The sequence below is a fragment of the Streptomyces sp. NPDC056061 genome, from assembly GCF_042266885.1.
Lineage (GTDB): Bacteria > Actinomycetota > Actinomycetes > Streptomycetales > Streptomycetaceae > Streptomyces.
Map to the genome: position 1 here is coordinate 48,806 of NZ_JBHJWQ010000016.1, position 26,886 is coordinate 75,691.

The window sequence follows — 26,886 nt, forward strand, 5'->3', positions numbered from 1 at the left end:
CCCGCGCCGCACGGTCGGCACCCCCGATCCATACCGACACCCCCGTATCGACTCCGGCCGGCTCCCCGGCCGACTTCCAGGAGATCCGACTGCCATGCGCAAGAGCCACCTCAAGCCGATAGCCGCCGTCACCGGTGCGCTCGCCCTCGCCGCCACCCTCTCCGCGTGCGGCGGCTCCTCGGCCGCCTCCGACGAGAAGGTGGTCACCGTCTACAGTGCCGACGGCCTCAAGGGCGAGAACGGCGACGGCTGGTACGACAAGGTCTTCAAGGACTTCGAGAAGAAGACCGGCATCGAGGTCAAGTACGTGGAGGGCGGCTCCGGCGAGATGGTCCAGCGCGCCGTCCGCGAGAAGTCCAACACCCAGGCCGACGTGCTGATCACGCTGCCGCCGTTCATCCAGCAGGCCGACGACAAGGGCCTGCTGGCCGCGTACGCGCCGAAGGGCTCGGACCAGGTCGACGGGGCCGACAAGGCCGCCGACTCCAAGTGGACCTCGGTCGTCAACAACTACTTCGGCTTCATCTACAACAAGAAGGAACTGAAGTCGGCGCCCACCACCTGGGAGGAGCTGCTCGACGGAAAGTTCAAGAACAAGATCCAGTACTCCACCCCCGGGGTCGCCGGCGACGGCACGGCCGTGCTCATCGAGGCCATGCACGACTTCGGCGGCAAGGAGCCGGCGATGGAGTACCTGAAGAAGCTCCAGGCCAACAACGTCGGTCCGTCCGCGTCCACCGGCAAGCTCGCGCCCAAGGTCGACAAGGGCGAGCTGCACATCGCCAACGGTGACGTGCAGATGAACTTCGCCCAGTCCAAGGAGATGCCGAACCTCGGCATCTGGTTCCCGGCGAAGCAGGGCGGCAAGCCCACCACGTTCGCCCTGCCGTACGCGGCCGGCCTCGTCGACAAGGCCCCGCACAGCGACAACGGCAAGAAGCTGCTCGACTTCATGCTCTCCGAGCAGGCCCAGAAGGACGTCAGCGCGGTCGGCGGCGGTTTCGCCGCCCGCAAGGACGTGGAGGCCACCGACGCCAATGCCGTCGAGCTCGCCAAGCTGACGCAGGGGGTGGAGGTCTTCCGGCCCGACTGGTCGGACATCGGCACCAACCTGGACACCTACGTCGGCGCCTGGAAGTCGGCCACCGGCAGCTGACACCGGCAGCTGACACCGGCCCGGCCACTGCCCAGCCGTCCGTCCGCCCAGCCGTCCGTCCGCCCAGCCGTCCGTCCGCCCAGCCGTCCGTCCGCCCGGCCGGCTGCCCGTCCGGTCGTCCGCTCGCCCGGTCGCTCGCCGGTCGTTCGCCGGTCGGGTGGTGGCCGGGTGGTGGCAGGTCGGGCGGCGCCCGCCCGCAGTGCGGGACGAAACCGGAGCGCCGGAACACACGCTCTAAAATCGGGGGCGTCGGCGCTGCACAACGCGGTGCCGCCGGCGTCCCCGCACACGGCGTACGGCAGGAGTTCCACACATGGCAGAGCGCAAGCCGATCTCATCCTGGCTCACCGACATGGACGGAGTCCTGATCCACGAGGGGACCCCGATCCCCGGGGCGGACGCCTTCATCAAGCGGTTGCGGGACTCGGGGATGCCCTTCCTGGTCCTCACGAACAATTCGATCTACACCGCCCGTGACCTGCACGCCCGCCTCGACCGCATGGGCCTCGACGTGCCCGTGCAGAACATCTGGACCTCCGCCCTGGCCACCGCCCAGTTCCTGGACGACCAGCGGCCCGGCGGCACGGCGTACGTCATCGGCGAGGCCGGGCTCACCACCGCCCTGCACGACATCGGCTACGTCCTCACCGACCACGAGCCCGACTACGTGGTCCTCGGCGAGACCCGCACCTACAGCTTCGAGGCGCTGACCAAGGCGATCCGGCTGATCAACGGCGGCGCCCGGTTCATCTGCACCAACCCGGACGAGACCGGCCCGTCCGCCGAGGGGCCGCTGCCCGCCACCGGGTCCGTGGCCGCCCTGATCACCAAGGCGACCGGCAAGGCCCCGTACTTCGCGGGCAAGCCCAACCCGCTGATGATGCGCACCGGGCTGAACGCGATCGGCGCCCACTCCGAGTCCAGCGCCATGATCGGCGACCGGATGGACACCGACGTACTGGCCGGTCTGGAGGCGGGCATGCAGACCTTCCTGGTCCTCACCGGACTCACCACGGTGGCCGATATCGACAAGTACCCCTTCCGGCCGTCCACGGTCGTCGACTCCATCGCCGATCTCGTCGACCTCGTCGACAAGGCCTGAACCCGGCGGGACACCGGCCGGGAGGGGCACCGCCCGGAGCCCCTCCCGGCCCCCGCTGCGGATGCGGAACGCCGGAGCACGCGCGAACCTTTCATCCGAGGAGGTTCACGATGCGTTCCACATCCCTCACGCTCTGTTCCGTCGCGGTCGTCGCGGCGACTCTGACACCGGCCCCCGCCGCCCTTGCCGAATCCGGCCCCGGTACCGGTTCCAGAACCGGAACCGGAACCGGAACCGATTCCGGCCGGGGGGCGGACTCCCGCGGTTCCCTCTCCGTCACTCCGTCCTCCGCGGCCCCGGGGGGCGAGATCGCCCTGGGGCTGGACGGTTGCGAGGGCGAGGAGGCCACTGGCAGTTCCGACGCCCTCGCCTCCGAGGCGCGTTTCGCGCCCGCCGCCGACGGCGGCGGCCTCGTCGCACACGCCCGGATCGGCCCCGACGCCTCGCCGGGCGACCACGAGATCCGCATCGTCTGCAGCGACGACACCGCTGCCGGGATCTCCGGCACGGTCACGGTCGTCGACCGCGACGCGGCAACCCCGCTCGCCCCGGTCCGTGCGGGCGGCGGCGGCACCTCCGTCCTCACCGACCAGGAGACCCGGCAGAGCGGCCCCGGTGCCGTGCACGCCGTGATCGGCCTGGCCCTGGCCGCCGTCGCGGTCGTCGCCGTCGCGTTCCGCGGCGCCGCGCGACGCCGCCGCCCGGCGGCGGACTGACGTGCCCGCCCCCGACCGCCCCACGGGCGCCGCGGCACCGGCTCCACCGCCCTCCCCGGGGCACGGCCGGCTGCTCGCCGGGGTGGCCTGGGCCGTCCTGCTGCTGGGCCTGTGGCTCTGGGGCCGGGACATCGCCGACGGCACCGGCGTCGGCTCCGCCCCCACGACCGGTGACATCGCGGCAGTGGGCCGCCCCCTGGGCGTTCCCCTGCCGCCGCCGCACGCCCCGGTCGAGGGCGTCGCGCCGCAGCGGATCGAGATCCCGTCGATCGGCGTCGAGGCACCCGTGGTCGCCCGCGGCCTGGACACGGACGGGGCGGTCGAGCCGCTGCCCTTCGACGAGCCCCGGACCGTCGGCTGGTACGGCGGCGGCACCCGGCCCGGCGCCAAGGGCCCCGCCCTCCTCGTCGGCCACGTCGACACCGAGACCAGACCGGCCGTCTTCTACGGGCTGAGTGCGACCCGCCCCGGTGCCAGGGTCGAGGTGACCCGGACCGACGGCAGCGTCGTCGAGTTCACCGTCGACGACGTCCAGGTCCTCACCCGGCAACGCTTCGACGCCGACAAGGCATACGGCCCCCGCAGGAACGGTCGCGCGGAACTCCGCCTGATCACCTGCGGCGGCACCTACGACCGGGCGTCCCACTCCTACGACGCCAATGTGATCGTCTCCGCCTATCTGACCGGCGAGCGGTCCGGGACGCACGGCAGATCCTGACTCCGTCGGCGCCGTCCCCGTTCCCGGGCGCCGGAGCCGCGGCGGACCGCCCTGCCGACGGCGGGGCGCGTCGGCCGGAGGCGGAGGCGCCCTACGGCACACCGGATGCGGTCGCCGGGCACGATGCGGACCCGGACGCGGCCGCGCGGTGGGCGGCGGTGGACGGTCCACAGGCCGTCGCGCCGCTCACCACCCGGCCCTCAGCCCGGAGAGACGAAGCCGGACTCGTATGCCGCGATGACCGCCTGGGTGCGGTCCCGTGCGCCGAGTTTCGCCAGTACGGAGCTCACGTGCGACTTGACGGTCTCGGTCCCCACCACCATGCGGGCGGCGATCTCCGCGTTCGACAGACCTCGCGTCATGAGACGCAGCACCTCGCCCTCGCGTTCGGTCAGCGCGGCACGCTCCATGGCGGTCCGGGCCGCGGCGTTGCCGTGGTCCCGGCCGTAGGAGGACGCCAACTGCCGCACCGCCGCCGGGAACAGCAGGGAGTCGCCCTCGGCCACCAGCCGTACGGCGTGCACGATCTCCGCCGGACGCGCCCGCTTGAGCAGGAAACCGTCGGCGCCCGCGCGCAACGCCCCGTACACGTACTCGTCGTTCTCGAAGGTGGTCACCACCACGATCTTCGGCGGGTCCGCCACCGTGCGCAGCACCGTCCGGGTGGCCTCGATGCCATCCATCAGCGGCATGCGCACGTCCATGACGACGACATCGGGGCGCAGTTGCCGCACCAAGGGGATCACGGCGGCCCCGTCGGCGGCCTCGCCCACCACGTCGATGTCCGGTTGAGCCCCCAGCACGGCGCGCAGCCCCGCCCTCACGAGCGGCTCGTCGTCGACAAGGAGAACAGTGAGTGGCACCCGGTCAGCCTACGGCCCGTTCCGCAGCCCCTGACCGGCACGGGCGCTCACGGGCTGTCCCGCAGCACGCATCCCACGCCGCTCCTCGACGGGCGCCTGCTGCCCGCCCCTCGGATCACCGCAGCGGCAGATCGACTTGCAGCAGCCAGTGGCCGTCGTCCCGGCCCGCCCGGGCGCTTCCGCCGAGCAGCGCGGCACGCTCACGGATTCCGCGCAGCCCTCTGCCACCGCCCATGTCGGCCATCGGTGCCTGCGCGGGCAGCGGGTTGTGCACCTCCAGCCGCAGCCGCGCCTCCTCGACGGCGATGCGCACGCCGATGCGGACGGGACCCGCGTGCCGCAGCACGTTGGTGAGGGCCTCCTGGAGCATCCGGTAGGCCTCGCGGGAGATCGGCCCCGGAAGGTGCTCCAACGGTCCGGTCACCTCGGCGTCGACCTGCGCACCCGAGGACCGCGCGGAATCCAGCAGACGGTCCGCCTCGTCGAGAGCCGGACGCGCACCGACCGGCTGCCCCGTCTCGCGCAGTACGAGCAGGACCCGGTCCAGGTCCTCCAGTGCGGCCCGCCCCGTCTCCTCGATGGCCTCCAGCGCTCGGTCGGTGAAATCCGGGTCGCCCGCCGCCCGGGCGGCACCCGCCTGCACCACGGCCAGGGTGAGTGCGTGGCCGAGGGTGTCGTGCAACTCCCGTGCGATGTGGTTGCGTTCCAGCAGTTGCTCGGTGCGCTTCTCCAATTCGGCAAGCCGTTCCTCGACCGACGGCCCGAGGAGCCGGCGAGCGGCACGGGCCATGAGCGCACCCGCGCCGGCGGCCACCATGACCAGCACCAGCAGGGGTACCGGTACCAACAGGCCGTACGCCCAGCCCGAACCCGTGACCGGCATGAACGAGTCGGCGACGCCGGGATCCCCGACGGCCGCCCCGGCGAGCGACAGCGCGAGCGCCATCAACCCGTTGGTCACCAGCGCGACGGCGAGCCCCGCTTCCATACGCAGCACCAGCCAGGCACCGGTCCTGCCCCAGTCGGTCCACGAGCCGGAGAAAACGGTGGAGATGCCGGGGTCCTCGGCGTTCCTCACACGTGCGTGCGGCCCGGGAAACAGCATCAACCGCGCCTGGAGCCCCTCCGCATGACGGACCGACGGCACCAGGGCGGCGACCGGGGCCAGAGTGACGGGAAGCGCCGCGATCAGCAACCAGTCGCGCGGCGACGTGTCGCTCAGCCCCGGATGGACCATGGCGCAGGCGAGCGGCACGATCGCCCCCACCAGCAGGTGCAGCCAGCGGGTGTAGGTCACTGCACGTGTCAGCGGCAGCAGGATGCCCGGCATGCCGTCATCGTGCCAGAACGGCGGGGACGGCCGTCTCCCCCGTGCGGGGGAGACGCTCTCCTCGGCCGGGGGATGTCCGCCCGCGTTCTCCCGGCCACGCTGAGTCCATGACCAGCATCGACGTCAAAGAGCTCACCAAGGAGTACCGCGACACCCGGGCCGTCGACCGCCTGACGTGCAGCGTCGAACCGGGCCGGGTCACCGGTTTCCTCGGCCCCAACGGCGCCGGCAAGTCCACCACCATGCGACTCGTCCTCGGCCTCGACCGCCCCACCTCCGGCACCGCCACGCTCGGCGGCCGCCCCTACGCGACACTGGACGAGCCCCTGCGGACGGTCGGCGCCCTCCTGGACGCGCAGGCGGCCCATGGTTCCCGCACCGCCCGTGACCATCTGCGCTTCCTCGCCGTCAGCAACCGCCTCCCGGCACGCCGCGTGGACGACGTCCTCCAGGAGACCGGCCTCACCGCCGTCGCACACCGCCGCATCAAGACCTTCTCGCTCGGCATGCGCCAGCGGCTCGGCATCGCCACTGCGCTGCTCGGGGATCCGCCCGTCCTCATGCTGGACGAGCCCACCAACGGCCTCGACCCGGAAGGGATCATCTGGATCCGTCACCTTCTGCGCCGGCTCGCCCGTGAAGGCCGCACGGTCCTGGTCTCCAGCCACCTGATGAACGAGACCGCCGCGTTCGCCGACCATCTCGTCGTCCTCGGCCGGGGCCGACTCCTCGCCGACATCCCGACGGAGGACTTCATCGAACAGCACAGCCACCCACGGGTACGCGTACGCACCAGTGACCCGCGTCGGTTGCGGGCCGCGGTGGTGGCCCAGGGACACACGATCGCGGAGGACGGCGACGGCCGATGGGTGGTCGACGACGCCACGGCCGAACAGATCGGGGCCATCGCCGCCCGCGAGGGCGTCCCCGTCCTCCAACTCACCGACGAACGCGCCTCGCTGGAGCAGGCATACCTCGCCCTCACGACGGCCGAGGCCGAATTCACCGCCGCGACTCCCGCGTCCCCGACCGCCCCACAGGAGGCCTGACCATGTCCGTTCCCGCGGTATTCCACTCCGAGTGGATCAAAATCAGGTCGGTCCGGGCGAGCTTCGGATCGCTCCTCGCGATCTTCGCCGCCACGCTGGCCATCACCCTGCTCGTCTTCGCCACCGTGGGCCGGGCGGAGGCGGAAGGCGGCGAGGACCCGGTCTTCGGAGCCTTCTACGCGATCAACTTCGCGCAGATCGCCGCGATCGCCTTCGGGGCCACCGCCGTCTCCTCCGAGTACGCGGGCGGTGCCCTGCGGATATCCCTGTCGGCCGTGCCGCGCCGGGGCCTCTTCTACGCGGCCAAGACGGCGATCGTGGCCGTCACCGCCTTCGTCGTCGGAATCGTCACCGCGTTCGCCACCTTCTTCACGGGCCAGGCGTTCCTGGGGGAGTACGCCATCGACCTCGACGAGCCGGGAGCGCTGCGGGCCTGCGTCGGCGGCGGGATCTACCTCGCTCTGATGGCCTTGTTCGCCACGGGTCTCACCTTCCTGCTGCGCAGCGCCGTCGCGACGCTCAGCCTGCTCGTCCCGTTCATTCTGATCGTGTCCTTCGTGGTCGGGGACGTCGCCGAGGGCGCCGCCGGCTATCTTCCCGACCGTGCCGGCCAACAAGTCCTGCACCAGACCCCGGTGGGAGGTCTCGACCCCTGGACGGGTCTCGCCGTGACGGCGCTGTGGGCGGTGGTCGCGCTCCTGGGCGGTTGGTGGTCGGTGAGGCGACGCGACGCCTGACAACCGCGGTGGCCGACACGCGCGTCCGGCGCACGGCGGCCTGTGAGAAAGCACACTGTGTGCGGGGCCCGTCACCACTGTCCGGGCTGCGGCTCTCATCGATGACCAGCTGCGGGACCTCTGCGAACGCCCGGAGACGATCACGAACCCGCAGGTCGCCTGGTGCGGAACCCCGCTCGGAGTCGATGTGTTGCGGCGCCGGGCGGGGCCCGCACCCCGCCCGGCGGACCACCGGAGTGCCCCAACTGACCGACGTGTCAGTTCGGTTGGCGCGGAAGGTCCGGTGCGGTGAAGGGTGACGTGCTGCGGTGCCGGACGCGGCACCGGACGGGTCGGCCGGCCTCTGCCCCGATGACCGTCGGCCCCGCGGGGGCGGTGTACGGGGCCGCCCTCGCATACGAACAAGGCCCCCTCACACATGGTGAGGGGGCCTTGACTCTGCGTGCGCCGCCAGGGACTCGAACCCCGGACCCGCTGATTAAGAGTCAGCTGCTCTAACCAACTGAGCTAGCGGCGCCTGCTGACCTGGAGAACTCTACCCGAAGACGGGGTGTGCTCCCGACCATTTCCCGCTCGTCACGGCCTGTCGGATGGTCGTTTTTTCACTCCTATCCGTCAAAATGCGATATGTCATAAGGGTTGAGACACTGACGCCCGTGCAGATGCGCCCAAAGATATTGACGAATGCGGAGGGGAGTCGCATGACTGTGCCGGCTTTCGAGGAGTATGTACCCACTGTCGACTGTGCCTGCGCGGGGTGCGCCGCGCAGCGGAGGGCCGCCGCCGGGTTCCTGCCCGTGCGGGACGGAGGTCATCCGGCCGCCCATGGGGCGCGTCGTGTGCTGGTGCTGGCCACCGCGGCCGGTGTGGTGCTGAGCGCCGGAGTAGCCGATGCGGTCGAGGCGCCGGGCGACCGGGGGGTGGGGCCGACCGGAACCGCGCGACCGGACGAGGTGGCGGCCTCGGTGGCCGCGCCGGAGCCGGGGGGGCCGGTGGACCCCGTCGAGGAGTCGGGCCCGTTCGACCGGACCGAGGCGGACGCGGGCACGGACGCAGGCATAGGCACGGGCACAGACACAGACACAGACACAGGCACAGACGCAGACACGGGCACAGACACTCCGCAGGGTATGCCGGGGCCGGTGCGGGAGACCGGGGCCGCGGGGCCGGCGTCGTCCATGAGCACCATGTCCGCGCTGCGCGGGACCACTCGGACCGCGATCATCAACCGGGCGAAGAAGTGGGTCTCCGCGCAGGTTCCGTACAGCATGACGAAGTACTGGTCCGACGGGTACCGGCAGGACTGCTCCGGCTTCGTGTCGATGGCCTGGAACCTGCCCGGCAACGAGTGGACGGGCAGCCTCGCCCGCTACGGCACCCGGATCGCGCGCAAGGACCTGCAACCCGGCGACATCCTCCTCTTCCACAACCCGGCCGATCCGGGGAAGGGCTCGCACGTCACGATCTTCGGCGGCTGGACCGACCACACGCACACGCACTACACGGCGTACGAGCAGACGAAGCCGCACACCCGCAAGCAGACGACGCCCATGGCGTACTGGTCCCACTCCGGCAGCTACGTCGCCTACCGCTACAAGGGGCTCGGCGGCGGCGGCAGCGGTGGCGGCGGTTCGTCGACCACGTTCCCGGGCGCCGGGAAGTTCGGTTCCGGCGCCAACAACACGTACGTCACCCGGCTCGGGCAGATGCTCGTGGAGCGGGGCGGCGGGCGCTTCTACACGACGGGTCCCGGTCCGGTCTGGAGCGACGCGGACCGGAAGGCCACCCAGGCGTTCCAGAAGGCCCAGGGCTGGAAGGGCGAGGAGGCGGACGGCATCCCGGGGCCCGACACCTGGCGCCTCCTGACCGGCGGCACCGGTCACGACATTTCCGCCTCCGGAGGGGGCGGCGGGGGCAACGGTGGGTCGAATTCGAGTTCTGCGTTCCCCGGGCGGGGGCTTTTCCGGCCCGGACAGTCCAACAGTCATATCGACCTGCTCGGCAGGCAGTTGGTGAAGAAGGGGTACGGCACGTACTACCAGTCGGGCCCGGGGCCCCGGTGGGGCGAGGCGGACCGGCGCAATGTCGAGGCATTCCAGCGGGCCCAGGGCTGGCGGGGCGCGTCGGCCGACGGCTACCCCGGTCCGGAGACCTGGCGGCGGCTCTTCTCGTGAGAAGACGGAAATGACGGAGGCGGGAATGGGTTCCACGGTGCCGGACAGCTCCGGAACGACGGAAAACGAAAGGGGCGCGAAGGAGCGGGAGGCAGCGCGGATGCGGGATCGGACAGTGGTGGACGGGCGGGGCACGGACCGGGACGAGGGGCATGGCGGCCCCCGACCGGACACGACGGCGGATGACGGTACGGGACCGGGTCGGGGCGCGGCAGCGGTGCGGGAATCGGCTGCGGCTGCGGGCGCGCCCGTGGGCACGGGTACGGCTCCGGACGCCGACACGGGATCGGGCGCGGACACGGGACCGGGCGCCGGGCCGGACGCCGTGGTCGACCTCGTGCTGGACCTGGTCCCGGGTGAGGACACCGGTACCGCACTCGGCGCGACCTCGGTGTCGGTCCCGGTCGGCGGTGCCGCGGCCGGTCCCGTCCCGGCGGCGGACGGTGCGTCCGCCGGGGGCTCGGCGCCGGACGCCGCGTTCGCGCCGGGCACGCCGGTGCGGGCCGCGGCCGGTTCCCGCGCGGGGCGCGCTTCCGAACTCCCGCACCCGTCCACGCTCCCGCTGCCGTCGTCGCCGCTGCCGTCCCCCTCCCGGCCACGGGACACCGCCGACCGGGGCCCCGGTGGCGTCGAGCGGGCTCGTGGTGCCGCGGGGTCCGGCATCGCTCCGGCGGGGGCCGGTACGCGCCGCCTGGTCATCGGCCGTGAGGGGGCCGCGTCCATCCCCGTCCACCTGCTCTTCCGCGGGGATTCCGAGGGCGCCGACGCGACGCTCCCCGGCGACATGCCGCTACGGGGCACCCGCGGCACGGGGGCCGAGGCGGGGACGCGGCGACCGCCCGTACCCAGGGGGCCGCAGGTGCAGCCCTCGACCCGGCCGGCACCGCTCGGCGACCCACGGCTCACCGAGCGGTCGGGGCCCGCGCTGCCCGGCTGGGTGGCGGTGCTCACCGGGCTGATCGGGACCGCCGCCGCCGCGGCCGTCCTCTGGTGGATCGGAGCGTTCCCCGTCCCCGTGCTCACCCGGCTCGGCATCGACTCGCGGCCGTACCAGGGCGTCGGCCTCGGCGCCTGGGTGGCACTGGCCGCGCTCGCGACACTGGTGCTCCTCGCGATCGGCGGACTGAGCCGCGGACGCGTCGGGTACGCCTGGGTGCTGACCCTCTTCGGCGAGTACCGGGGGAGCGTGCGGCGGACCGGGCTCATGTGGATCAGCCCGCTGCTGCTGCGCCGCCGGGTCGACGTGCGCCTGCGGCACTGGCGCAGCGAACCGCTCCCCGCCGTGGACGCCAACGGCACGGCGCTGCGCGTCGTCGTCCTGGTGGTGTGGCGGACCAAGGACACCGCACGGGCGGTGCTCGGGGTCGCGGATCACGAGACGTACCTGCGCGAGCAGGTCGAGGCGGCGATGGCCCGGGTCCTCTCACAACTGCCCGCCGACGCCTTCCACGAGGACGCGCACACCCTGCGCAACGTGGAGGCGGTCGGGGACGCGCTGACCCGGATGCTGAAGGCGGACTGCGTGCCGGTCGGCATCGAGGTGTACTCGGCACAGCCGACCGGGATCGAGTACGCGCCGGAGGTCGCCGCGGCCATGCAGCGGTGCCGGATCGCGGCCATCGACGCCAAGCAGCGCGACAGTGTCCTGACTTCGGTTGTTGACGCGGTGGACGACACGGTCAACCGGTTGACCGAACGCGGCATCGTGGAACTCGACGACTACGAACGAAAGGCACTGGTCAAGGACTTGACGGTGGCGTTCTACACCGGGCGCGGAGGTGGGGAGGGGGCCTGACGGGTCCCGGGGGCCACCGGCGGGGGAAACGGAATCCTGCTCCCATTGGTCTGGACATGTTCATTTCCCGTCAATAATCTAAGTCTTGGTCTAGACCGCAGTACGCGCGCAGCAGGCTCATGGAACCTCCCCCCGTTCTTGAGGAGCGACAGCAATGCGTAAAAGGGCAAGTGTGGCCGTGGTCGGCCTGGCGATCGCGGGCGCCTCGATGTTCGCGACGAGCAGCGCCAGCAGCCACGGCTACACCGACAACCCGATCAGCCGTCAGAAGCTCTGTGCCAATGGCACGGTGACGGGCTGTGGGAACATCCAGTGGGAGCCGCAGAGCGTCGAGGGCCCGAAGGGCTTCCCGGCGGCGGGCCCGGCCGACGGGAAGATCTGCTCGGCCGGTCACGGCGAGTTCGCCCAGCTCGACGACCCGCGCGGCGGCAACTGGCCCGCCACGAATGTGACGGCAGGTCAGGGCTTCAGTTTCCGGTGGCAGTTCACCGCCCGCCACGCCACCTCGGACTTCCGCTACTACATCACCAAGGACGGCTGGGACCCCACCAAGCCGCTCACCAGGGCCGACCTGGAGCCGCAGCCCTTCATGACGGTGCCGTACGGCGGCAAGCAGCCCCCGGCGACCCTGACCCAGCAGGGCACCATCCCCACGCAGAAGACGGGCAAGCACATCATTCTGAGCGTCTGGAACGTCGCCGACACGGCGAACGCGTTCTACGCCTGCTCCGACGTGAAGTTCTGACGAACGGCGGGTCGACGCGCGCCTCCTCGTGGGACGGCGGGCGGCGGCCCGCACCCGGTGTCGCGACCGGCGGCGGCCCGCCGCGGCGCCAGGGATGCCCCCGGACGACGCAGTTTCGAGGACGCGGCCCGGGGTGCCCACGGACATGACGGGCGGGCGGCGGGAACCGATTCCGGTCCCGCCGCCCGCCCGTCCCGTGCTGCCGTTCCCCGCGGCGAACTCCCGTCGGCTCGTCAGCTCGTCAGTGCCAGTTCACTGCGGTCAGCCACCGCGGACCTGCGGCGGAGCAGGACCACGGTCAGCGCCGCCCCCACCAGCAGCAGCGCGGACCCCGCGACCGAGGCGTAGCGCATGCTGTGCACGAAGGCGTCCCGCCCGGCGGCGATCAGCGAGTCGTCCCCGGTGGCCACCGCGCCCGCCAGTGTCTTGCGGGCGTCCGTCGGAGCCGCCCCCGGCATGTCCGCGGTGTAGACCGCCGTGGCCACCGCGCCCAGCAGGGCCATCCCCATCGCGCCGCCGAACTCCTGGCCGGTCTCCAGCAGCGAGGCCGCCGAACTCGCCCTGTGCGGCGGGGCGGTGGACAGGGCGAGGTCCGAGACGAGGGCCATGACGGTGACGATGCCGCAACTCATCACGGCGCATCCGGCCAGCAGCAGCACCAGCGAATCCGTACCGGTCAGGGCGAGGACGGAGAATCCGGCGGCGGCGATCAGGAATCCGGCGCAGATGACGCGGACCCGGCCGGTGCGCTGGGCGATCGCCGTGGCCGTCGGTGCTGCGGCCCCGACCGCCAGCGACGGGGCCAGGCTCCACAGCGCGGCCTCCATCGTGCTCATGCCGAGCACCGACTGCAGGTACTGCGTGGTGAAGAAGGAGGAGCCCATCATGGCGAAGGACGCCAGTGCGTTCAGCCCGATTCCGGCCCCGAAGCCGCGGTCGCGGAACAATTCCCGGCTGATCATCGCGTCGCCGCGACCGCGCTGACGACGGACGAAGAGCAGCCCGACGAGCAGACCGGCCACGACGATCAGTGCGCGGGACACGTCGAGCCCGTGCGCGGCGCTCTCCTTGACCCCGTGGACGACGGGCAGCACGGCCCCCATCGACAGCGGCACGCTCAGGAAGTCGAACCGTCCGGGGTTCGGGTCCTTGTACTCCGGGACCAGCACCGGCACCAGGCCCAGCAGCAGCACCATCGCGGGCACGTTGATCAGGAAGACCGAACCCCACCAGAAGTGCTCCAGCATGACTCCGCTGAGCACCGAGCCGAGCGCGATTCCGCCGGCCATGGCACCCGACCAGATGCCGATGGCACGGCTGCGCTGCCGCTCGTCACGGAACATGTTCCGCACGAGTCCCATCGTCGACGGCATCAGCGTCGCGCCGCCGATCCCGAGCACCGCACGGGCCGCGATCAGCATGCCGGGGCTGGTGGCGTAGGCGGCCGCGACCGACGCGGCGCTGAACGCGAACGCGCCGAGGAGCAGCAGCCTGCGACGTCCGATCCGGTCGCCGAGCGCCCCCATCGTGATCAGCAGGCCGGCCAGGGCGAAGGCGTACACGTCGAAGATCCAGAGCTGCTGAGTGGCGCTGGGGGCGAGGTCCCGGTCGATGGCGGGGATCGCGAAGAAGAGGACGGAGACGTCCATCGAGACGAGGAGAAGGGGCAGCAGAAGGACCACGAAGGCGGTCCATTCCCGGCGACCGGCGAGGTGGCCGCGCTCGGCGGTGGTGCTCGTGGTGTTCGTCATGCCCGAGAATGTACGGCTGTATAAAACAGTTGTCTAGTACGGATGTGTAAAACGTTCGTACATCTCGTTGGGCAGCAAAAAACGAGCGAGGCGGTTCACGTGTGTACGTGAACCGCCTCGCTCGTTGCCTGTGCGCCGCCAGGGACTCGAACCCCGGACCCGCTGATTAAGAGTCAGCTGCTCTAACCAACTGAGCTAGCGGCGCCTGCTGACTCGAAAATCATACCTGCTTCCGGCGGGTGCTGATGACACCGGTCGCGAATCGGCAGAAATCGGGAGAAAGTGGTGCGCGAAGCCCGGTCGGTCCGGCGCGACCGGACCCGCTGGGGCGCGACTCAGAGCGCCAGCGACAGCAGTACGGGTGCCGCCTGCCGGTTCAGCGTGTCCGCCGCCTCGCGCAGGCGATACGCGTCCTGGATCGGGAGCGACAGTGCAAGGCATCCCGCCGACGCCCCGGCCGTCAGCGGCACCGCGGCGCATACGGTTCCGACCGCGTACTCCTGGAGGTCGAGCATCGGGACGGTCGCCGGCTGGCTGTCGAGCCTGGAGAAGAGGGCTTTCTCGTCGGTGATCGTCCGCGAGGTGAGCCGGGGTGTCTTGTGCCGCGAGAGGTGGTCGCGGCGGCCGTCCCGGTCGAGCTGGGCCAGCAGACACTTGCCGACCGCCGAGGCGTGCGCGGACGACCGGAAATCCACCCACTCGTTGACCGCGGGGGTGAGGGGCCCGTCGGCGTACTGCGTGACCCGGACCTCGCCGTCGACGTACCGGCTGATGTAGACCGCCGCGCCGACCGAGTCGCGCAGCTGCGCCAGCAAGCGCTGGAGTCTCTCCTCCAGGGCCTGTTTGCGGGCCGCGCCGGAGCCGAGGAGCAGCAGGGACGCGCCGATGACGTAGGCCCCGTCGGCTATCTGCTCGACGTATCCCTCACGGCGCAGTGTCAGCAGCAGGGAGGTCAGGTGCCCGAGGGGCAGTCCCGTCTCCCGGGAGATCTGGGCGTCCGTGATGCCGTCGCCGTGTCCGGAGACCGTTTCGAGAACGCGAAGGGCGTACTGCACCAAAGGGAACGGTGCGGTCGGTTCGGGCTTCAACGTCACGGCGTCCCCCTGTCAGGTTGTGACCGCAAGCTTTGCCCTCACGATAGCTGTCACGCGGCCGATTCGGGGCGATAGTTGACAATGGGACGATGCGCCCCAGCCTCATGAGCAGGGGCGCATGTGTCCGGCATATGCCAGTGTCATTGACACGCGAAAAGTAGCGAGGTCACAGCACTGCGGCGAGGAAATCGCGCGTACGTTCGTGCTCCGGATCGGAGAAGATTTTCTCCGGCGGGCCGGATTCGACAACGCGTCCGGAGTCGAACATCAGCACGGTTTCCGATACGTCGCGGGCGAAGCCCATCTCATGGGTCACGCAGAGCATGGTGATGTCGGTGTTCCGGGCGATGTCGCCGAGCAATTCGAGGACACCCGCGACGAGTTCCGGGTCGAGCGCCGAGGTCACCTCGTCCAGCAGCAGGATCTCCGGCCGCATCGCCAGCGCGCGGGCGATCGCCACCCGCTGCTGCTGCCCGCCGGAGAGCTGCGAGGGGTGGGCGTCGATCTTGCCCGCGAGTCCGACCAGGTCGAGAAGCTCCCGGGCGCGGGACTCCGCCTCGTCGCGGTCCATGCCCAGCACGTTGACCGGGGCCTCGGTGATGTTCTGCAGGACCTTCATGTTGGGGAAGAGGTTGAACTGCTGGAAGACCATGCCGATCTTCCTGCGGGCCTCGCGCAGATGCCTCTCGGTCGCCGGCCTCAGTGATCCGTCGGACGCCCGGGTGTGGGACAGCGGGCTGCCGTCCACCCAGATCACGCCGTCGCTGACCTTCTCCAGCGTCATCAGCAGCCGCAGAATCGTGGTCTTGCCGGAGCCGCTGGGGCCGATCAAGGTGACGTGCTCGCCGCGCGCGACCGAGAAGTTCAGCCGGTCCAGGACGACGTGGTCACCGTACCGCTTCACGACGTCGTCGAAGCGGACCAGCGGATGGCCGGTCCGCGCGGCACCGGCTTCCGCGCCGGCGCCCGCGGTGACGGACTCGGGGCCCGCGGTCGCCGTCTTCTGCAGGGGGAGGGGTTCAGTGGCCAAGACGCTTCTCCAGCTTTCTCATCAGCAGCGAGGTCGGGTAGCTCGCGATCAGGAAGATCACACCGGCGAGCGTGATCGCCTCGGTGTACGCGAAGTGGTCGGCGCCGTACTTCCGGGCCTCGAAGACCATCTCCTGCACCGTGATCACGGCGAGGAACGGGGTCTCCTTGAACATCGCGATCGCGTAGTTGCCGAGGGCGGGCAGCACGTTGCGCACCGCCTGCGGCAGGATCACCGCCTGCCAGGTCCGCCGGGCCGGCAGCGACAGCGCCCGGCATGCCTCCCACTGCCCCTTCGGCACACCGTCGATCCCGGCGCGGTACACCTCGGAGGTGTACGCGGCATAGTGGATTCCCAGCACCACGATGCCGATGGTCAGCGGTTCCACCGAGGTGAACAGGGCTGCCGCACCGACGAGTTGGACGAGCAGTGGAGTGGACCGGACGAACTCCGTCAGGACTCGCACCGGTACCGTCACGAACCGGCTCGGAGCCCGTCCGGCGACGGCGATCGCCAGCCCGAGCACCACGGCGACCAGGGTGCCGAGCACCGTCGCGAGCAGGGTGACCCGGAAGCCGTGGAGCAGCAGTGGCAGGGCGTCCCCGACCGCGTTCCAGTCGAAGCCGTTCATCCGGCACCTCCGGTGGTCGGCGTCACGGTCTGGCCGGCGCTGCGGCTGCGCAGCAGCGAGCCCGCACCGGTCGGCATGCCGAGCCGCCGCTTGGCGCCGCGTTCCAGCAGGTTCATCAGCAGGGTGAGCGCGTAGGCGAGGACGAAGTAGGCGACCAGCAGGGTCAGGTACGCGGTGAGCGTCTCGCCCGTGCGATCGCGCAGCTGCTGGACCACCGTCATCAGGTCGGCCGCCGAGATCAGCCACAGCAGCGGGGTGCACTTCAGCAGCTGGATCAGCAGATTGGTGAACGACGGGATCATCTGCACCCACGCCTGCGGAAGGATCACCTTCCGCATCCGGTGCAGCGGCGTCATGTTCAGTGCGACGGCCGCCTCGTACTGGGCTCGCGGCACGGAGCCGATCGCCCCGCGCACCACCTCCGCGCCGTACGCACCGTAGTTGAGGCCGAAGGCGACGACCCCGCAGAGCAGCGGCGTCAGTTCGTACCCCGTCAGCGGCGGCATCGCGTAGTAGAACCAGAACAGCTGGATGTAGAGCGAGGTGCCGCGGAAGAACTCCACGACCACGCGCGAGACGCCGCGCACCACCAGCAGTCGGCTGACCGACATCAGGCCCAGGACGAACGACAGGACCAGTGCGAGCAACGCGCCGAGGACGGTGGCCTGGAGGGTCACCCACAGCCCCGAGCGCAGTTGTGGCAGATCGTCGAGGAAGGCGGAGAAGAAGTCACTCATGCGGTGTGTCCCGTCCCCGTCAGCCCTTGCACAGATCGGCCGTCTTCAGGGTGGCCGGCGGGAGCTCGGTCGCCCCGAAGCCGTACTCCCGGAGCAGCTCCACATAGCGCGACCGGTCCGAGACGATCTTCTTCAACTCGCGGTTGAAGGCGTCCCGCAGGTCCTCGTTGCCCGTGCGGAAGACCGCGCCGCCCGGGCTGTACTGCTTCGTGCCGTCGAGCTCCGGCACGAACGCCTCGGTGACCTCGGTCTCCGGGTTGGTCTTCGCCAGCCAGCGCAGCGAGATGCCGGTGAGCAGGAACGCGTCGATCCGGCCGCCCTTGACCGCGTCGGCTCCGTCCTGCGGCTTCTGCAGGGTCTTGATCCGGTCCTTGGCGATACCGGCGCCCTCGGCGTACCTCCCCTCGACGGCGCCCGACATCACGCCGACGGTGATGTCGGCGGCCTTCGCGGACGGCAGGTCGGTGACCTTCTTCGGGTTGCCCTTCCGCACCATCAGCGCGGTCGGCGAGATGAACTCGGGCTCGGAGAAGATGGCGTTGGCGCAGCGCTCCGGGGTGATCGCCATACCGGCGCTGACCACGTCGTACTTGCCCGCCTGGAGTCCGGGGACCAGGCCGTCCCACTCGGAGAGGGTGGGCCTCAGCTCGTCGACGCCGAGCGCCTTGAAGATCTCCCGGTGCAGGGTCGGCGCCTCGCCCTTGAGCTGCTTGCCCTCCATGTAGCCGTACGGGGCCTCGTTGGCGTACGCGACCCGCACGAAACCCTGCTTGCGGAGCTTGTCGAGGGCCCCCGCACCGTCCGCCGAACCGGCACCGGTCTTGCTGCACGCGGACAGCAGCCCGGGGACGACGAGCAGGCCGCCCACCGCCGCCGATCGGTTGAGGAAGCCCCTGCGGGACAGGTCGGGGAAAACAGCCATGGTTCGTGAACTCCTGGAGGGGGGTCGGACCGTCCGGACAGGTGGAGCGCCTGCCCGATCCCGTACGTCTATGCAGCAAGTGGCCGCCTGTGGCCGAAACGTGGCCGGAGGGTGACCGTCCCGTGTCCCGTCGCAGGAGGGGGCCCAGGGGTCCCGGCGACGCGTCCCGGTGGAAGCGGAATCGAGGTGACGCACCGTCATGAACCGTCGTCCGGGCGGGTGTCGGAGGCCGTGGGGAAAGCCTTGCCGGGGCGGGGAGTTCGGGTCAGTCGTCGAGATCCCGGGCCGGGATGTATCCCAGCCGCTTGTCCACGACATTGGGCAACGGTTCCCCGGCCGCCCGGAGTTCGTACATCTCCACGAACTGCGCGCCCAGCCGGTCGCGCCAGCCCGCCGTGTCGCCGCTCATGTGCGGGGAGACGATCAGATCCGGTACGTCCCAGAGCGGGCTGTCCGGCTCCAGGGGCTCCTGCTCGAAGACGTCGAGGGCCGCACCGGCGATCCAGCGCTTGCGCAACGCGTCGGCCAGATCCTCCTCGACGACCAGGGGGCCGCGCCCCACGTTGATGAACCGGGCCGAAGGCTGCATCAGCCCGAAGAACCGTGCGTCGAACATGGAGCGGGTCGACGCCGTCAGAGGTGCCGCGCAGATCACCCAGTCGGCGCGGGCCGCCAGCCGGTCCAGGTCCGCCACGCCGTGAATGGTGCGCCGGGCCGTGCGTCCCACCAGCGCCACCTGGACCCCGAGCGCGATCAGCAGCCGGGTGATCTCCCGGCCGATCGGGCCCGCGCCGACGACCACGGCGCGGCTGCCCGCGACCTCGGTGCTCTCCCGGTGCCGCCACAGCCGCGCACGTTGTAGATCCAGTGTGCGCGGGAGATCCTTGGCGAAGGCCAGCACCAGGCCCGTCACGTACTCGGCGATCGGCCGCTCGAAGACGCCCCGCGCGTTGGTCACCGTGGTGCCGGACGCCACCAGCTCGGGGCAGAGCAAGCGGTCCACGCCCACGCTCGCCGTGTGCACCCATGCCGGACGTGGCCCGTCGCCCGGCCAGGCGGCCCGTACCGCGTCGGAGGTGAAGTCCCACACCAGCAGCACGTCGGCATCCGGCAGGCGCGCGGCGAGTCCGGCCTCGTCCGTGTACCGGACGACGGCCCGTCCGGTCAGTCGCCCGAGGCGCGGCGACGGGTCTGCGTCCAGGACGAGCACGGTGGGCTCTGGCATGAGAGGCGGTCGCTCCGCTGCGTCTGCGATGTGCGGGCTTCCCACGCTGGCATCCGTGCCGGTGTTCGTCAACAGGTCGGGGTGGGGGCGGCGGCGGATGGGGGAATACTAGGGAGAGATGGGTAAAAACGGGCGAAGAAGGGGCGGACATGACGACCCTCGGCTTTCTCTATCCCGGCGACCATCTCGCGGAGGACGACTTCCCGAGGATGGAGGTCCTGCTCGACGCCGTCCGGCTGGTCGTGAACCACACCGCCGTCGACGACGACGCCTACCGGACCGACACGCTGATGCGGGCCGGTGTGCCCGGACGGCTGGCCGCCGGGGTTCCCGAACTCCAGCGCGCCGGTGTCGAGTGCGTCGTCTGGGCGAGCAGCGCCGGTGGCTTCCTGTACGGCTGGGAGGGCGCCCACGAACAGATCGCCGCCCTGGCCCGGGAGTCCGGGGTGCCCGCCTCCAGTACGTCCTTCGGTTTCGTCCACGCGGTGCGCCACCTCGACGCCGAGCGCGTCGCCGTCGCCACGACCTACCCCGAGCCCATCGCCGAGGCGTTCACGGCCTTCCTCCGTGCCGCGGGCATCGAGGTCGTCGCCACCCGCGCGGCCGGGCTCGCCTCGGCCACCGAGACGGCGGGCTGGGGGCCGGAGCACGTGAAGGAACTCGTCACGGCGGCGGACCGGCCGGACGCGGACGTGGTGCTGCTCCCCGACACGGCCCTGCACACCGTCTCGTACGTGACGGAGCTGGAGGACCTCCTCGGCAAGCCGGTCCTCACGGGCAACCAGGTGTCGGCCCGGGAGGGGCTGCGGCTGGCGGACCGGCGTGCCTGGTCCCCGAGGCTGGGAAAGATCTTCGCCGCCCGCGAGGCGCCCCCGGCGCCGGTGGCCGGATGGGGCGCGGGGCGGGCCTGGGCGAGGAGCGGAAGGAAGGGGCAGGCCGGCAGGCACCCCGGACCCGGCCGGTGGGGCGTATGAACCCGTGAGCGCGAGGGGTGGCGGCCGGAATAAGCGGAGACCGCCTCCTGTTCCATGGGGGGCTCATGAGCCGCACGCATACCTATTCGCATCACCGGGAGGGGCCGAACGTGGACGACATTCGAGGCGACGAGGTCCGGAACGGCCGTGATGAGGTCCCGATCGGTGAGGCACGGGACGCCGAGGCCCGGGGCGACGGGATCCGCGGCCGGGCCGAGGGCACGGCCCCCGTCCCGCTCTCGGTGCTGGACCTGGTGACCGTCGGCCAGGGCCGCACCGCCACCCAGGCGCTCCGGACCGCCGTGAACATCGCGCAGTTGGCCGAGCGCCGCCGATTCCACCGCTACTGGGTCGCCGAGCACCACTCCATGCCCGGCGTCGCCTCCTCCTCACCGGCCGTGATCCTGGCCCACCTCACCGCCCGCACCGAGCGCATCAGACTCGGATCGGGGGGAGTGATGCTGCCCAACCACGCGCCCCTCGTCATCGCCGAACAGTTCGGCACCCTGGAGGCCATGGCCCCCGGCCGCATCGACCTCGGCCTCGGGCGCGCCCCCGGCACCGACGGCGCGACGGCCGCCGCCCTGCGGCGCACCGACCGGTTGGGCGAGGGGGCCGACGAGTTTCCGCAGCAGCTCGCCGAGCTGACCCGATTCCTGGACGACGACTTCCCCGACGGCCACCCCTACGCCCGTATCCACGCCGTTCCCGGCCCGGTCCAGGGCACTGCCGAGGGCGGGGTCCAGTCGGCGGCCCGCCCGCCGATCTGGCTGCTCGGTTCCTCCGGGTTCAGCGCCCGGCTGGCGGGTGTGCTCGGGCTGCCCTTCGCCTTCGCCCATCACTTCTCGGCCCAGAACACGGTGCCGGCCCTCGACCTGTACCGGCAGTCCTTCCGGCCGTCCGCGGTGCTCGACGCGCCGTACGCGCTGATCGGCGCCGCGGCCCTGGCCGCCGACGACGCGCGCGAGGCCCGTCGGCAGGTGCTCTCCGGGGCGCTGTCCATGGTCCGGCTGCGCACCGGCCGGCCCGGCCTGGTCCCCACTCCCGAGGAGGCGGAGACGTACTCGTTCACGTCCATGGAGCGGGAGTTCGTCGACAACTGGCTGAGCAACGTCGTCCATGGCACACCGGACGAGGTCCGTGCCGGTCTCGACGGCCTGGCCGAGCGCACCGGTGCCGACGAGCTGATGATCACGGCCAATGCCCACGGCGGCGAGGCGCGACTGCGCAGCTACGAACTGATCGCGGACGCCTACGGTCTGCCGACGTCCTGACCGGTTCCGGGCCCCGGCGACGGGCCGCGACCCCGGTACGACGGGGACGCCGATGCGGGCGGTGGCCCCGTCGCCCCGGAGGCGGCCCGGCTTCCGGGAGGCACGCCGTCGCCCCGGAGCCGCACCGGCGTACCGGAATCACACCGTGAGTTTCCGGCGGCCGATCAGTTCGGCGATCCGCTCCGGCCCGACGGCGCGCGAGTACAGCCAGCCCTGCCCGGTGTCGCAGCCGAGGCTGCGCAGCCGTTCCGCCTGGCCCGCCGTCTCCACGCACTCCGCGGTGACGGTCAGGCCCAGGCGGTGCGCCAGGTGCACCATGGCCTCGACGATCGTCTCGTCGGCCGGACTGGCGTGGGCGTCGTCGTCGTAGCGGAAGCCGCGTACGAACGAGCCGTCCAGCTTCAGCACGGAGACCGGCAGCCGACTCAGATAGGCGAGGTTGGAGTAGCCCGTCCCGAAGTCGTCGATGGCGATGCGCACGCCCATGTCGCTCAGCGCCTGAAGGGCCTGGAGGGGGCGGCCCGCCGAGCCCATCACCGCGGATTCGGTCAGCTCCAGTTGCAGCAGGCCGGGATCGAGGCCGGTCTCGGCGAGGATCTCCGCGACATCGGTGACCAGATCGGAGTCCCAGACCTGCCGCACCGCGACGTTGACGCTGATGAACAGGGGTGGTTCGGCCGGGTGGTCGAGCTGCCAGCGGCGGGCCTGGCGGCAGGCGGAGCGCAGCACCCACCGGCCGAGCTGGACGATCGAGCCGTCCTCCTCGGCGATCGCGACGAACCGATTCGGCGAGAGCATGCCGAACTGGGGGTGGTTCCAGCGAACCAGGGCCTCCACCCCGCGCACCACTCCGTCGGCCATGCCGACCAGCGGCTGGTACTCGATGGTGAACTCGCCGCGCTCGACGGCGGGCCGCAGATGGGAGGAGAGCGTCTGCCGGGTCATCCGGTGCGCGTTGCGCTCCGGGTCGAACAGCGTCCACCGGTCCTTGCCGTCCGCCTTCGCCCAGTACAGCGTGGTGTCGGCGGCCTGCATCAGGCCGGTCGCCGAGGTGCCGGCCATCGGCCGTTCCACCACACCGATCGAGGCCGACACGGACAGCCGCCGACCGCCCAGGTCGAACGGCTTCTGCAGCGCGGCCAGCGCCCGGCGGGCCAGGTCGGTCAGCTGCTGCGTGCCGGCCGAGTCCTCGACGAGGATCGCGAACTCGTCACCGCCCAGGCGTGCCACGAGGTGGGCGCCGGAGAGGTGCGGATCGTCCTGGGCGGCGCAGGCGGTGAGCCGGGCGGCGACGGCCTCCAGCAGTTGGTCGCCGATCCGGTGCCCCATGGAGTCGTTGACGGCCTTGAAACCGTCGAGATCGAGGTAGCAGAGCCCGATCCGGCCGCGACCCTGGACGAGGTGGTCGTCCTGGTACGGCGTCTCCAGAACGGACGACAGCCGTTCGAAGAACAGCGTCCGGTTGGGCAGTCCGGTCACCGGATCGTGCATCCGTAGATGGCGCAGCCGCTTCTGCAGCTCGCGCCGGTCGCTGATGTCGGCGACGGAGAGCAGCACCCGGCCGTGTCCGCCGGTCCCGGTACCGGTCCTGCAACACTCGCCCCCGGGGCCGGGCGCGCAACGGTCGTCTCCGGAGCCGTCGCTCCCGGAGTCGTGGCCACCGGGACCGTTGCCCACCGGGCCGTTGCCTCCCGAACCATTGCCTTCGGGGCCTTCGGGGCCTTCGGGGGCGCCGGTCCGGCGGGGTTCCGGTTCAGGCATCGGCACGACGGTGATCTCGGCCCACAGCGAGCGTCCGTCGGGATGCTTGAGCCCCTGCGTGCAGTGGAACCGCTGTCGCCGACCGTGCAGTACCTCGCGGTACGCGTGCCAGGTACGGCCGTCCGCCGCCAGGTCGAGGAGATCGGCCGCCGACTGTGCGGTGAGCGCCGCGGGGGAGGAGCCGAGGAGACCGGCGAGCGCGTCGTTCGCGGCGACCACCAGGCCCTCGTGGTCGACGACGGCCATCGGGAGCGTGGCGGCCCGGAAGGCCGCCCGGTATCCGTGGGGCTCGTATCCCCGATCACTGGCAGGAGGCCACAGCGCCTCACGCTCCGTGACCGACGGTCCTGTGGAGGGGGAGTGTGTGCCCGCCGCGGGCCTCGGCCCTTCGGAGGTTCCGCTCACCGTTCGCTCCTGCCGTGCAGTTCTGTCCTGAACAGGTGTGGCCGGACTGGCCCGCTGTGCGGGACACCGCCACGGAGGGCGGAAACCGCACGGGAAAGCCTGGTGAAGCATAGAGGCTGGCGCCTCGGCCGTTCCAGCGCCCGACCCTTCCGCGCCACGTGGACGCCCCGCATGGGTCAGTCCCGCGTCGATCCGATTTGCCCGTTACCGATCTTTTGTGAGCGCTTCCGTCCTCTGACGACTCGATCGTGATTGATTGTGACTGTCAGTGAGGGATGGCGCTCGGGTGGGCTGCTGACTCGACTGGGGCAGCTCGGCAGGACGAAAGGCTCGAATCATCACAAGGTGGTGCGTGATCGCATCTCGCACCCGGAGGTAGTTGTGCCGCGTCAGCGCAGAACCGGGGGAGTGGAGAGGCCGAGTCTGCGCGGTGTGATCGCGGCCGTGACCTCGCTCCTGGCGCTCGTGGCCACCTCCCTCGTCACCGGGCCGGCCGTGGCCGTCACCGGCGACGCGGGCCCCTGTGCGCTGCCCCGCACCGAGGCGCACCACTCGCTCGGCGTGGACGAGTGGAACGACGCCTACCCGCGCCCCGACCACCCCCTCGACGCGGTCATGGTCTTCCTGTCCTTCCCCGACCACCGGCCCACCAGCACCCCCGCCGAGCTCGCCGCCGACCACTTCCCCGCCACCACCCGCTTCTTCCGGAGCGCCTCGTACGGGAAGTTCATTCTGCGCCCGCATCCGCTGCGGCAGTGGATCCGGATGCCCAGGCCGTCCGACTGGTACGGGATGCAGCGCGACTGGGACAACGAGCGACGCGGCGCCTACCTGCGCGATGCGCTCGACGTGGCCGACCCGAAGGTCGATTTCTCCCGGTTCGACATTGTCTATCTGGTGGCGGACCCGGACGCCCCGGGCGTCGATTCCGATGCCACCAAGGTCGTCAACTTCAGCCGCCCGCTGCGCGTCGACGGCGTGGACCTCCGGCGCGTCGTCACCGTCTTCGAGCAGCACCCGCCGGACCGCAACGTGCTCGCCCACGAGACCGGGCACGTTCTCGACCTGCCCGATCTGTACCACCGGCCGTCCGACGGCAAGGGGGACTGGGACACCTACGTGGGCGACTGGGACGTGATGGGCAGCCAGTTCGGCCTCGCGCCGGACCTCTTCGGCTGGCACAAGTGGAAGCTGGGCTGGCTGGCCCGCGAACAGGTGGTCTGCGTCCAGCGCAGCCGGGTCGTCACCCTGGAGCCGATCGCGGCCGCGCCCGCGCCCGGTGCCTCCCTCGGCACCCGGCTCGCCGTGATCCGGACCGGTGAGGGGAGCGCCGTGGCGATCGAGGCGCGCGGCGCCACCGGCAACGACCGGCTGACCTGCACCGAAGGTGTCCTGATCTACCGGGTGCGCAACGAGACCCCGTCCGGAGGCGGCCCGGTCGACGTCGTCGACACGCACCCCCGCTCGGGCGCCTGCTGGGCGCGCTCCGTCTACGCACCGCTCGCGGACGCGCCGCTGCGGGTCGGCGAGACGTTCAGCATCCCCGGCGCCCATGCCAAGGTCGAGGTCGCGGACCGGACGCCGTCGGGTGCCTGGACCGTCCGGATCACCACGGGGGTGTAGCTCCGCCGATACCGGCCCCGGGCCCTCCGTCGGGACACGGGAAAGGCCCCTCGCTCTCGCGAGGGGCCTTTCCCTGTCTGTGCGCCGCCAGGGACTCGAACCCCGGACCCGCTGATTAAGAGTCAGCTGCTCTAACCAACTGAGCTAGCGGCGCCTGCTGACGTCGTAGACATTAGCATCCGGATCGCCGGTAGGAAAAATTGGATTCCGGACCGCCGAATCGGGTGCCGACCTGGTCACTCGCACACAGGCCCAGAGCAGTACGTCGGGGCCCGGCAACCAGGGGGACCGGGTGTCCGGCGCGACCACCCAGCGGGGCCCGGCGGCAGCGGGATCGCAGGTCAGCGGCGGGACGGTCACCGCGTCCCCGGTGCCGTGACAGAGCAGCGGCGGGACCCCGGTGTCGCCCTCCGGGCCGCCGTCGCGCGGTTCGAGGCCGCCGCCCCACTCCTCCCAGTCGAGCAGCGAGGGCAGGCGCTGCGCGGTACCGGGGGAGGCGAAGAGCAGCATCCGGCCGCGGTGCGTGGCGACGGGACCGGAACCCGGCCCGTCGGACCACAGGTGTTCCAGCATCCGGCGCCCGAAGAGGGTGGGCACGTTCACCACGTCGAAGGCCGACCCGCACGGCAGCACCCCGGGCGAGGCCGGGCGGGCCTGCCACTGGGTCAGCGTGCTGCGCGGATACGCGGAGGCGCCGGCGAGCCAGGCCGCCCCGGCCGCCGTGATCCGGGCCGTCCGGTCCGCGGCCTGGTCCCCCAGGAGGGCGAGGAACCCGGCGCCGCGATCATGGCCCCGGCGAGGGGCGTCGCCGCATTGCAGGGTCGTTTCGTCTGGCAGCCATGCGCTCATGCGCCCATGTCTACCGGCCGTGATCGACAGGATCCAAGAGTTGCCGGAAACCGGGACAGGGCGGGGTGCGGAGGAGTATCTTGCGCCCGGGCATATGCCAGCGGCCGCGGCCCCCCCGGGCGGGGGGGGGCGGGCCCCCCGGGCGGGGGGGCCGGGGAGGCCGGCGCGCCCCCCCCCCCGCGCCGGCCCCACACCACCCAAATAATTGCGGGAGTGTGGTATAAA

The 26,886-nt window shown here is 71.4% G+C and carries 23 protein-coding genes and 3 tRNA genes; 12 read left to right on the forward strand and 14 right to left on the reverse strand.

The features are described from left to right. The first annotated feature begins 94 nt into the window (after window positions 1–94). The 4 genes from ACFC79_RS22320 (at window position 95) to ACFC79_RS22335 (ending at window position 3,692) form a co-directional block, all read left to right on the forward strand. Window positions 95–1,156: a 2-aminoethylphosphonate ABC transporter substrate-binding protein gene (locus tag ACFC79_RS22320; RefSeq protein ID WP_376242677.1), complete on the forward strand. Its 1,062-nt coding sequence runs from the start codon at window positions 95–97 to the stop codon at window positions 1,154–1,156. A 313-nt stretch (window positions 1,157–1,469) separates the two neighbouring features. Next, the gene (locus tag ACFC79_RS22325; RefSeq protein ID WP_376242679.1) at window positions 1,470–2,258 is read left to right on the forward strand and encodes an HAD-IIA family hydrolase; all 789 of its coding nucleotides are present in this window, start codon (window positions 1,470–1,472) and stop codon (window positions 2,256–2,258) included. A gap of 110 nt (window positions 2,259–2,368) precedes the next feature. Then, the gene (locus tag ACFC79_RS22330) at window positions 2,369–2,974 is read left to right on the forward strand and encodes a hypothetical protein (RefSeq protein ID WP_376242681.1); all 606 of its coding nucleotides are present in this window, start codon (window positions 2,369–2,371) and stop codon (window positions 2,972–2,974) included. Between the two features lies 1 nt (window position 2,975). After that, on the forward strand, window positions 2,976–3,692 hold the full coding sequence (locus ACFC79_RS22335) for a class F sortase (protein WP_376242683.1): 717 nt from the start codon (window positions 2,976–2,978) through the stop codon (window positions 3,690–3,692). A gap of 200 nt (window positions 3,693–3,892) precedes the next feature. On the opposite strand, the gene ACFC79_RS22340 is transcribed toward ACFC79_RS22335, so the two are convergent. After that, a complete protein-coding gene (locus ACFC79_RS22340) occupies window positions 3,893–4,555 on the reverse strand; it encodes a response regulator (RefSeq protein ID WP_376242685.1) in 663 nt (220 codons plus the stop codon). Window positions 4,556–4,670: 115 nt separating this feature from the next. After that, window positions 4,671–5,885 carry a sensor histidine kinase gene (locus tag ACFC79_RS22345; RefSeq protein WP_376242687.1) on the reverse strand — a complete coding sequence of 405 codons (1,215 nt, stop codon included), beginning with the start codon at window positions 5,883–5,885 and terminating at the stop codon, window positions 4,671–4,673. A 107-nt stretch (window positions 5,886–5,992) separates the two neighbouring features. Between ACFC79_RS22345 and ACFC79_RS22350 the strand changes: the two genes are divergently transcribed. Beyond that, the gene (locus tag ACFC79_RS22350) at window positions 5,993–6,934 is read left to right on the forward strand and encodes an ABC transporter ATP-binding protein (protein ID WP_376242689.1); all 942 of its coding nucleotides are present in this window, start codon (window positions 5,993–5,995) and stop codon (window positions 6,932–6,934) included. A 2-nt stretch (window positions 6,935–6,936) separates the two neighbouring features. After that, on the forward strand, window positions 6,937–7,671 hold the full coding sequence (locus ACFC79_RS22355; protein WP_376242691.1) for an ABC transporter permease: 735 nt from the start codon (window positions 6,937–6,939) through the stop codon (window positions 7,669–7,671). A gap of 443 nt (window positions 7,672–8,114) precedes the next feature. Here ACFC79_RS22355 and ACFC79_RS22360 read toward each other — a convergent pair. After that, window positions 8,115–8,188, reverse strand: a tRNA-Lys gene (locus ACFC79_RS22360). A 184-nt stretch (window positions 8,189–8,372) separates the two neighbouring features. Here ACFC79_RS22360 and ACFC79_RS22365 point away from each other — a divergent pair. The 3 genes from ACFC79_RS22365 to ACFC79_RS22375 all read left to right on the forward strand — a co-directional run bounded on the left by ACFC79_RS22365 (window position 8,373) and on the right by ACFC79_RS22375 (window position 12,385). Continuing rightward, window positions 8,373–9,845 (forward strand): peptidoglycan-binding protein, encoded by a 1,473-nt coding sequence (locus tag ACFC79_RS22365; RefSeq protein WP_376242693.1) that lies wholly within the window; start codon window positions 8,373–8,375, stop codon window positions 9,843–9,845. After that, window positions 9,754–11,640, forward strand: coding sequence for an SPFH domain-containing protein (locus ACFC79_RS22370; protein WP_376242695.1), 1,887 nt, complete (start codon window positions 9,754–9,756; stop codon window positions 11,638–11,640). Before ACFC79_RS22365 ends, ACFC79_RS22370 begins: the two co-directional genes overlap by 92 nt. Before the next feature lie 154 nt (window positions 11,641–11,794). After that, window positions 11,795–12,385 (forward strand): lytic polysaccharide monooxygenase, encoded by a 591-nt coding sequence (locus tag ACFC79_RS22375; protein ID WP_376242697.1) that lies wholly within the window; start codon window positions 11,795–11,797, stop codon window positions 12,383–12,385. Window positions 12,386–12,618: 233 nt separating this feature from the next. On the opposite strand, the gene ACFC79_RS22380 is transcribed toward ACFC79_RS22375, so the two are convergent. The 8 genes from ACFC79_RS22380 to ACFC79_RS22415 form a co-directional block, all read right to left on the reverse strand. After that, window positions 12,619–14,136, reverse strand: coding sequence for an MFS transporter (locus ACFC79_RS22380; protein ID WP_376242699.1), 1,518 nt, complete (start codon window positions 14,134–14,136; stop codon window positions 12,619–12,621). A 131-nt stretch (window positions 14,137–14,267) separates the two neighbouring features. Further along, a tRNA-Lys gene (locus tag ACFC79_RS22385) sits at window positions 14,268–14,341 on the reverse strand. Window positions 14,342–14,471: 130 nt separating this feature from the next. Next, entirely contained in the window at window positions 14,472–15,230 is a 759-nt protein-coding gene (locus ACFC79_RS22390) for an IclR family transcriptional regulator (RefSeq protein WP_376242701.1), read from the reverse strand. 166 nt (window positions 15,231–15,396) lie between these two features. After that, window positions 15,397–16,260: an ectoine/hydroxyectoine ABC transporter ATP-binding protein EhuA gene (gene ehuA / locus ACFC79_RS22395; RefSeq protein ID WP_376242703.1), complete on the reverse strand. Its 864-nt coding sequence runs from the start codon at window positions 16,258–16,260 to the stop codon at window positions 15,397–15,399. Continuing rightward, entirely contained in the window at window positions 16,250–16,891 is a 642-nt protein-coding gene (gene ehuD / locus ACFC79_RS22400) for an ectoine/hydroxyectoine ABC transporter permease subunit EhuD (protein WP_376242705.1), read from the reverse strand. The genes ehuA and ehuD overlap by 11 nt, the downstream gene beginning before the upstream one ends. Continuing rightward, the gene (gene ehuC, locus ACFC79_RS22405) at window positions 16,888–17,628 is read right to left on the reverse strand and encodes an ectoine/hydroxyectoine ABC transporter permease subunit EhuC (protein ID WP_376242707.1); all 741 of its coding nucleotides are present in this window, start codon (window positions 17,626–17,628) and stop codon (window positions 16,888–16,890) included. The genes ehuD and ehuC overlap by 4 nt, the downstream gene beginning before the upstream one ends. Window positions 17,629–17,647: 19 nt before the next feature. Continuing rightward, complete coding sequence (gene ehuB / locus ACFC79_RS22410; RefSeq protein ID WP_376242709.1) at window positions 17,648–18,550, reverse strand: ectoine/hydroxyectoine ABC transporter substrate-binding protein EhuB; 903 nt, start codon at window positions 18,548–18,550, stop codon at window positions 17,648–17,650. A gap of 265 nt (window positions 18,551–18,815) precedes the next feature. After that, window positions 18,816–19,775 (reverse strand): D-2-hydroxyacid dehydrogenase, encoded by a 960-nt coding sequence (locus tag ACFC79_RS22415; protein WP_376242711.1) that lies wholly within the window; start codon window positions 19,773–19,775, stop codon window positions 18,816–18,818. Between the two features lie 149 nt (window positions 19,776–19,924). On the opposite strand from ACFC79_RS22415, the gene ACFC79_RS22420 reads away from it, so the two are divergent. Together ACFC79_RS22420 and ACFC79_RS22425 are read left to right on the forward strand one after the other, a co-directional pair. After that, window positions 19,925–20,749: a decarboxylase gene (locus tag ACFC79_RS22420; protein WP_376242713.1), complete on the forward strand. Its 825-nt coding sequence runs from the start codon at window positions 19,925–19,927 to the stop codon at window positions 20,747–20,749. Between the two features lie 110 nt (window positions 20,750–20,859). Continuing rightward, window positions 20,860–22,023 (forward strand): LLM class flavin-dependent oxidoreductase, encoded by a 1,164-nt coding sequence (locus tag ACFC79_RS22425; RefSeq protein WP_376242715.1) that lies wholly within the window; start codon window positions 20,860–20,862, stop codon window positions 22,021–22,023. Between the two features lie 138 nt (window positions 22,024–22,161). On the opposite strand, the gene ACFC79_RS22430 is transcribed toward ACFC79_RS22425, so the two are convergent. Further along, window positions 22,162–24,030, reverse strand: coding sequence for an EAL domain-containing protein (locus ACFC79_RS22430; RefSeq protein WP_376242906.1), 1,869 nt, complete (start codon window positions 24,028–24,030; stop codon window positions 22,162–22,164). A gap of 567 nt (window positions 24,031–24,597) precedes the next feature. Between ACFC79_RS22430 and ACFC79_RS22435 the strand changes: the two genes are divergently transcribed. Beyond that, window positions 24,598–25,812 carry a M6 family metalloprotease domain-containing protein gene (locus ACFC79_RS22435; protein ID WP_376242717.1) on the forward strand — a complete coding sequence of 405 codons (1,215 nt, stop codon included), beginning with the start codon at window positions 24,598–24,600 and terminating at the stop codon, window positions 25,810–25,812. 80 nt (window positions 25,813–25,892) lie between these two features. Here the strand turns inward: ACFC79_RS22435 and ACFC79_RS22440 are convergent. Both ACFC79_RS22440 and ACFC79_RS22445 read right to left on the reverse strand, forming a co-directional pair. After that, window positions 25,893–25,966, reverse strand: a tRNA-Lys gene (locus ACFC79_RS22440). Beyond that, window positions 25,957–26,661, reverse strand: a complete 705-nt coding sequence (locus tag ACFC79_RS22445) for a hypothetical protein (RefSeq protein WP_376242719.1) — start codon at window positions 26,659–26,661, stop codon at window positions 25,957–25,959. Before ACFC79_RS22445 ends, ACFC79_RS22440 begins: the two co-directional genes overlap by 10 nt. Window positions 26,662–26,886 lie beyond the last annotated feature (225 nt).

Bases quoted from the DNA above. Each gene is read 5' to 3' on its own strand.
- ACFC79_RS22320 (WP_376242677.1), top strand. From the start codon at position 95: ATGCGCAAGAGCCACCTCAAGCCGATAGCCGCCGTCACCGGTGCGCTC.
- ACFC79_RS22325 (WP_376242679.1), top strand. From the start codon at position 1,470: ATGGCAGAGCGCAAGCCGATCTCATCCTGGCTCACCGACATGGACGGA.
- ACFC79_RS22330 (WP_376242681.1), top strand. From the start codon at position 2,369: ATGCGTTCCACATCCCTCACGCTCTGTTCCGTCGCGGTCGTCGCGGCG.
- ACFC79_RS22345 (WP_376242687.1), bottom strand. From the start codon at position 5,885: ATGCCGGGCATCCTGCTGCCGCTGACACGTGCAGTGACCTACACCCGC.
- ACFC79_RS22350 (WP_376242689.1), top strand. From the start codon at position 5,993: ATGACCAGCATCGACGTCAAAGAGCTCACCAAGGAGTACCGCGACACC.
- ACFC79_RS22355 (WP_376242691.1), top strand. From the start codon at position 6,937: ATGTCCGTTCCCGCGGTATTCCACTCCGAGTGGATCAAAATCAGGTCG.
- ACFC79_RS22365 (WP_376242693.1), top strand. From the start codon at position 8,373: ATGACTGTGCCGGCTTTCGAGGAGTATGTACCCACTGTCGACTGTGCC.
- ACFC79_RS22370 (WP_376242695.1), top strand. From the start codon at position 9,754: ATGTCGAGGCATTCCAGCGGGCCCAGGGCTGGCGGGGCGCGTCGGCCG.
- ACFC79_RS22375 (WP_376242697.1), top strand. From the start codon at position 11,795: ATGCGTAAAAGGGCAAGTGTGGCCGTGGTCGGCCTGGCGATCGCGGGC.
- ACFC79_RS22380 (WP_376242699.1), bottom strand. From the start codon at position 14,136: ATGACGAACACCACGAGCACCACCGCCGAGCGCGGCCACCTCGCCGGT.
- ehuD (WP_376242705.1), bottom strand. From the start codon at position 16,891: ATGAACGGCTTCGACTGGAACGCGGTCGGGGACGCCCTGCCACTGCTG.
- ehuC (WP_376242707.1), bottom strand. From the start codon at position 17,628: ATGAGTGACTTCTTCTCCGCCTTCCTCGACGATCTGCCACAACTGCGC.
- ehuB (WP_376242709.1), bottom strand. From the start codon at position 18,550: ATGGCTGTTTTCCCCGACCTGTCCCGCAGGGGCTTCCTCAACCGATCG.
- ACFC79_RS22415 (WP_376242711.1), bottom strand. From the start codon at position 19,775: ATGCCAGAGCCCACCGTGCTCGTCCTGGACGCAGACCCGTCGCCGCGC.
- ACFC79_RS22420 (WP_376242713.1), top strand. From the start codon at position 19,925: ATGACGACCCTCGGCTTTCTCTATCCCGGCGACCATCTCGCGGAGGAC.
- ACFC79_RS22430 (WP_376242906.1), bottom strand. From the start codon at position 24,030: ATGGCCGTCGTCGACCACGAGGGCCTGGTGGTCGCCGCGAACGACGCG.
- ACFC79_RS22445 (WP_376242719.1), bottom strand. From the start codon at position 26,661: ATGAGCGCATGGCTGCCAGACGAAACGACCCTGCAATGCGGCGACGCC.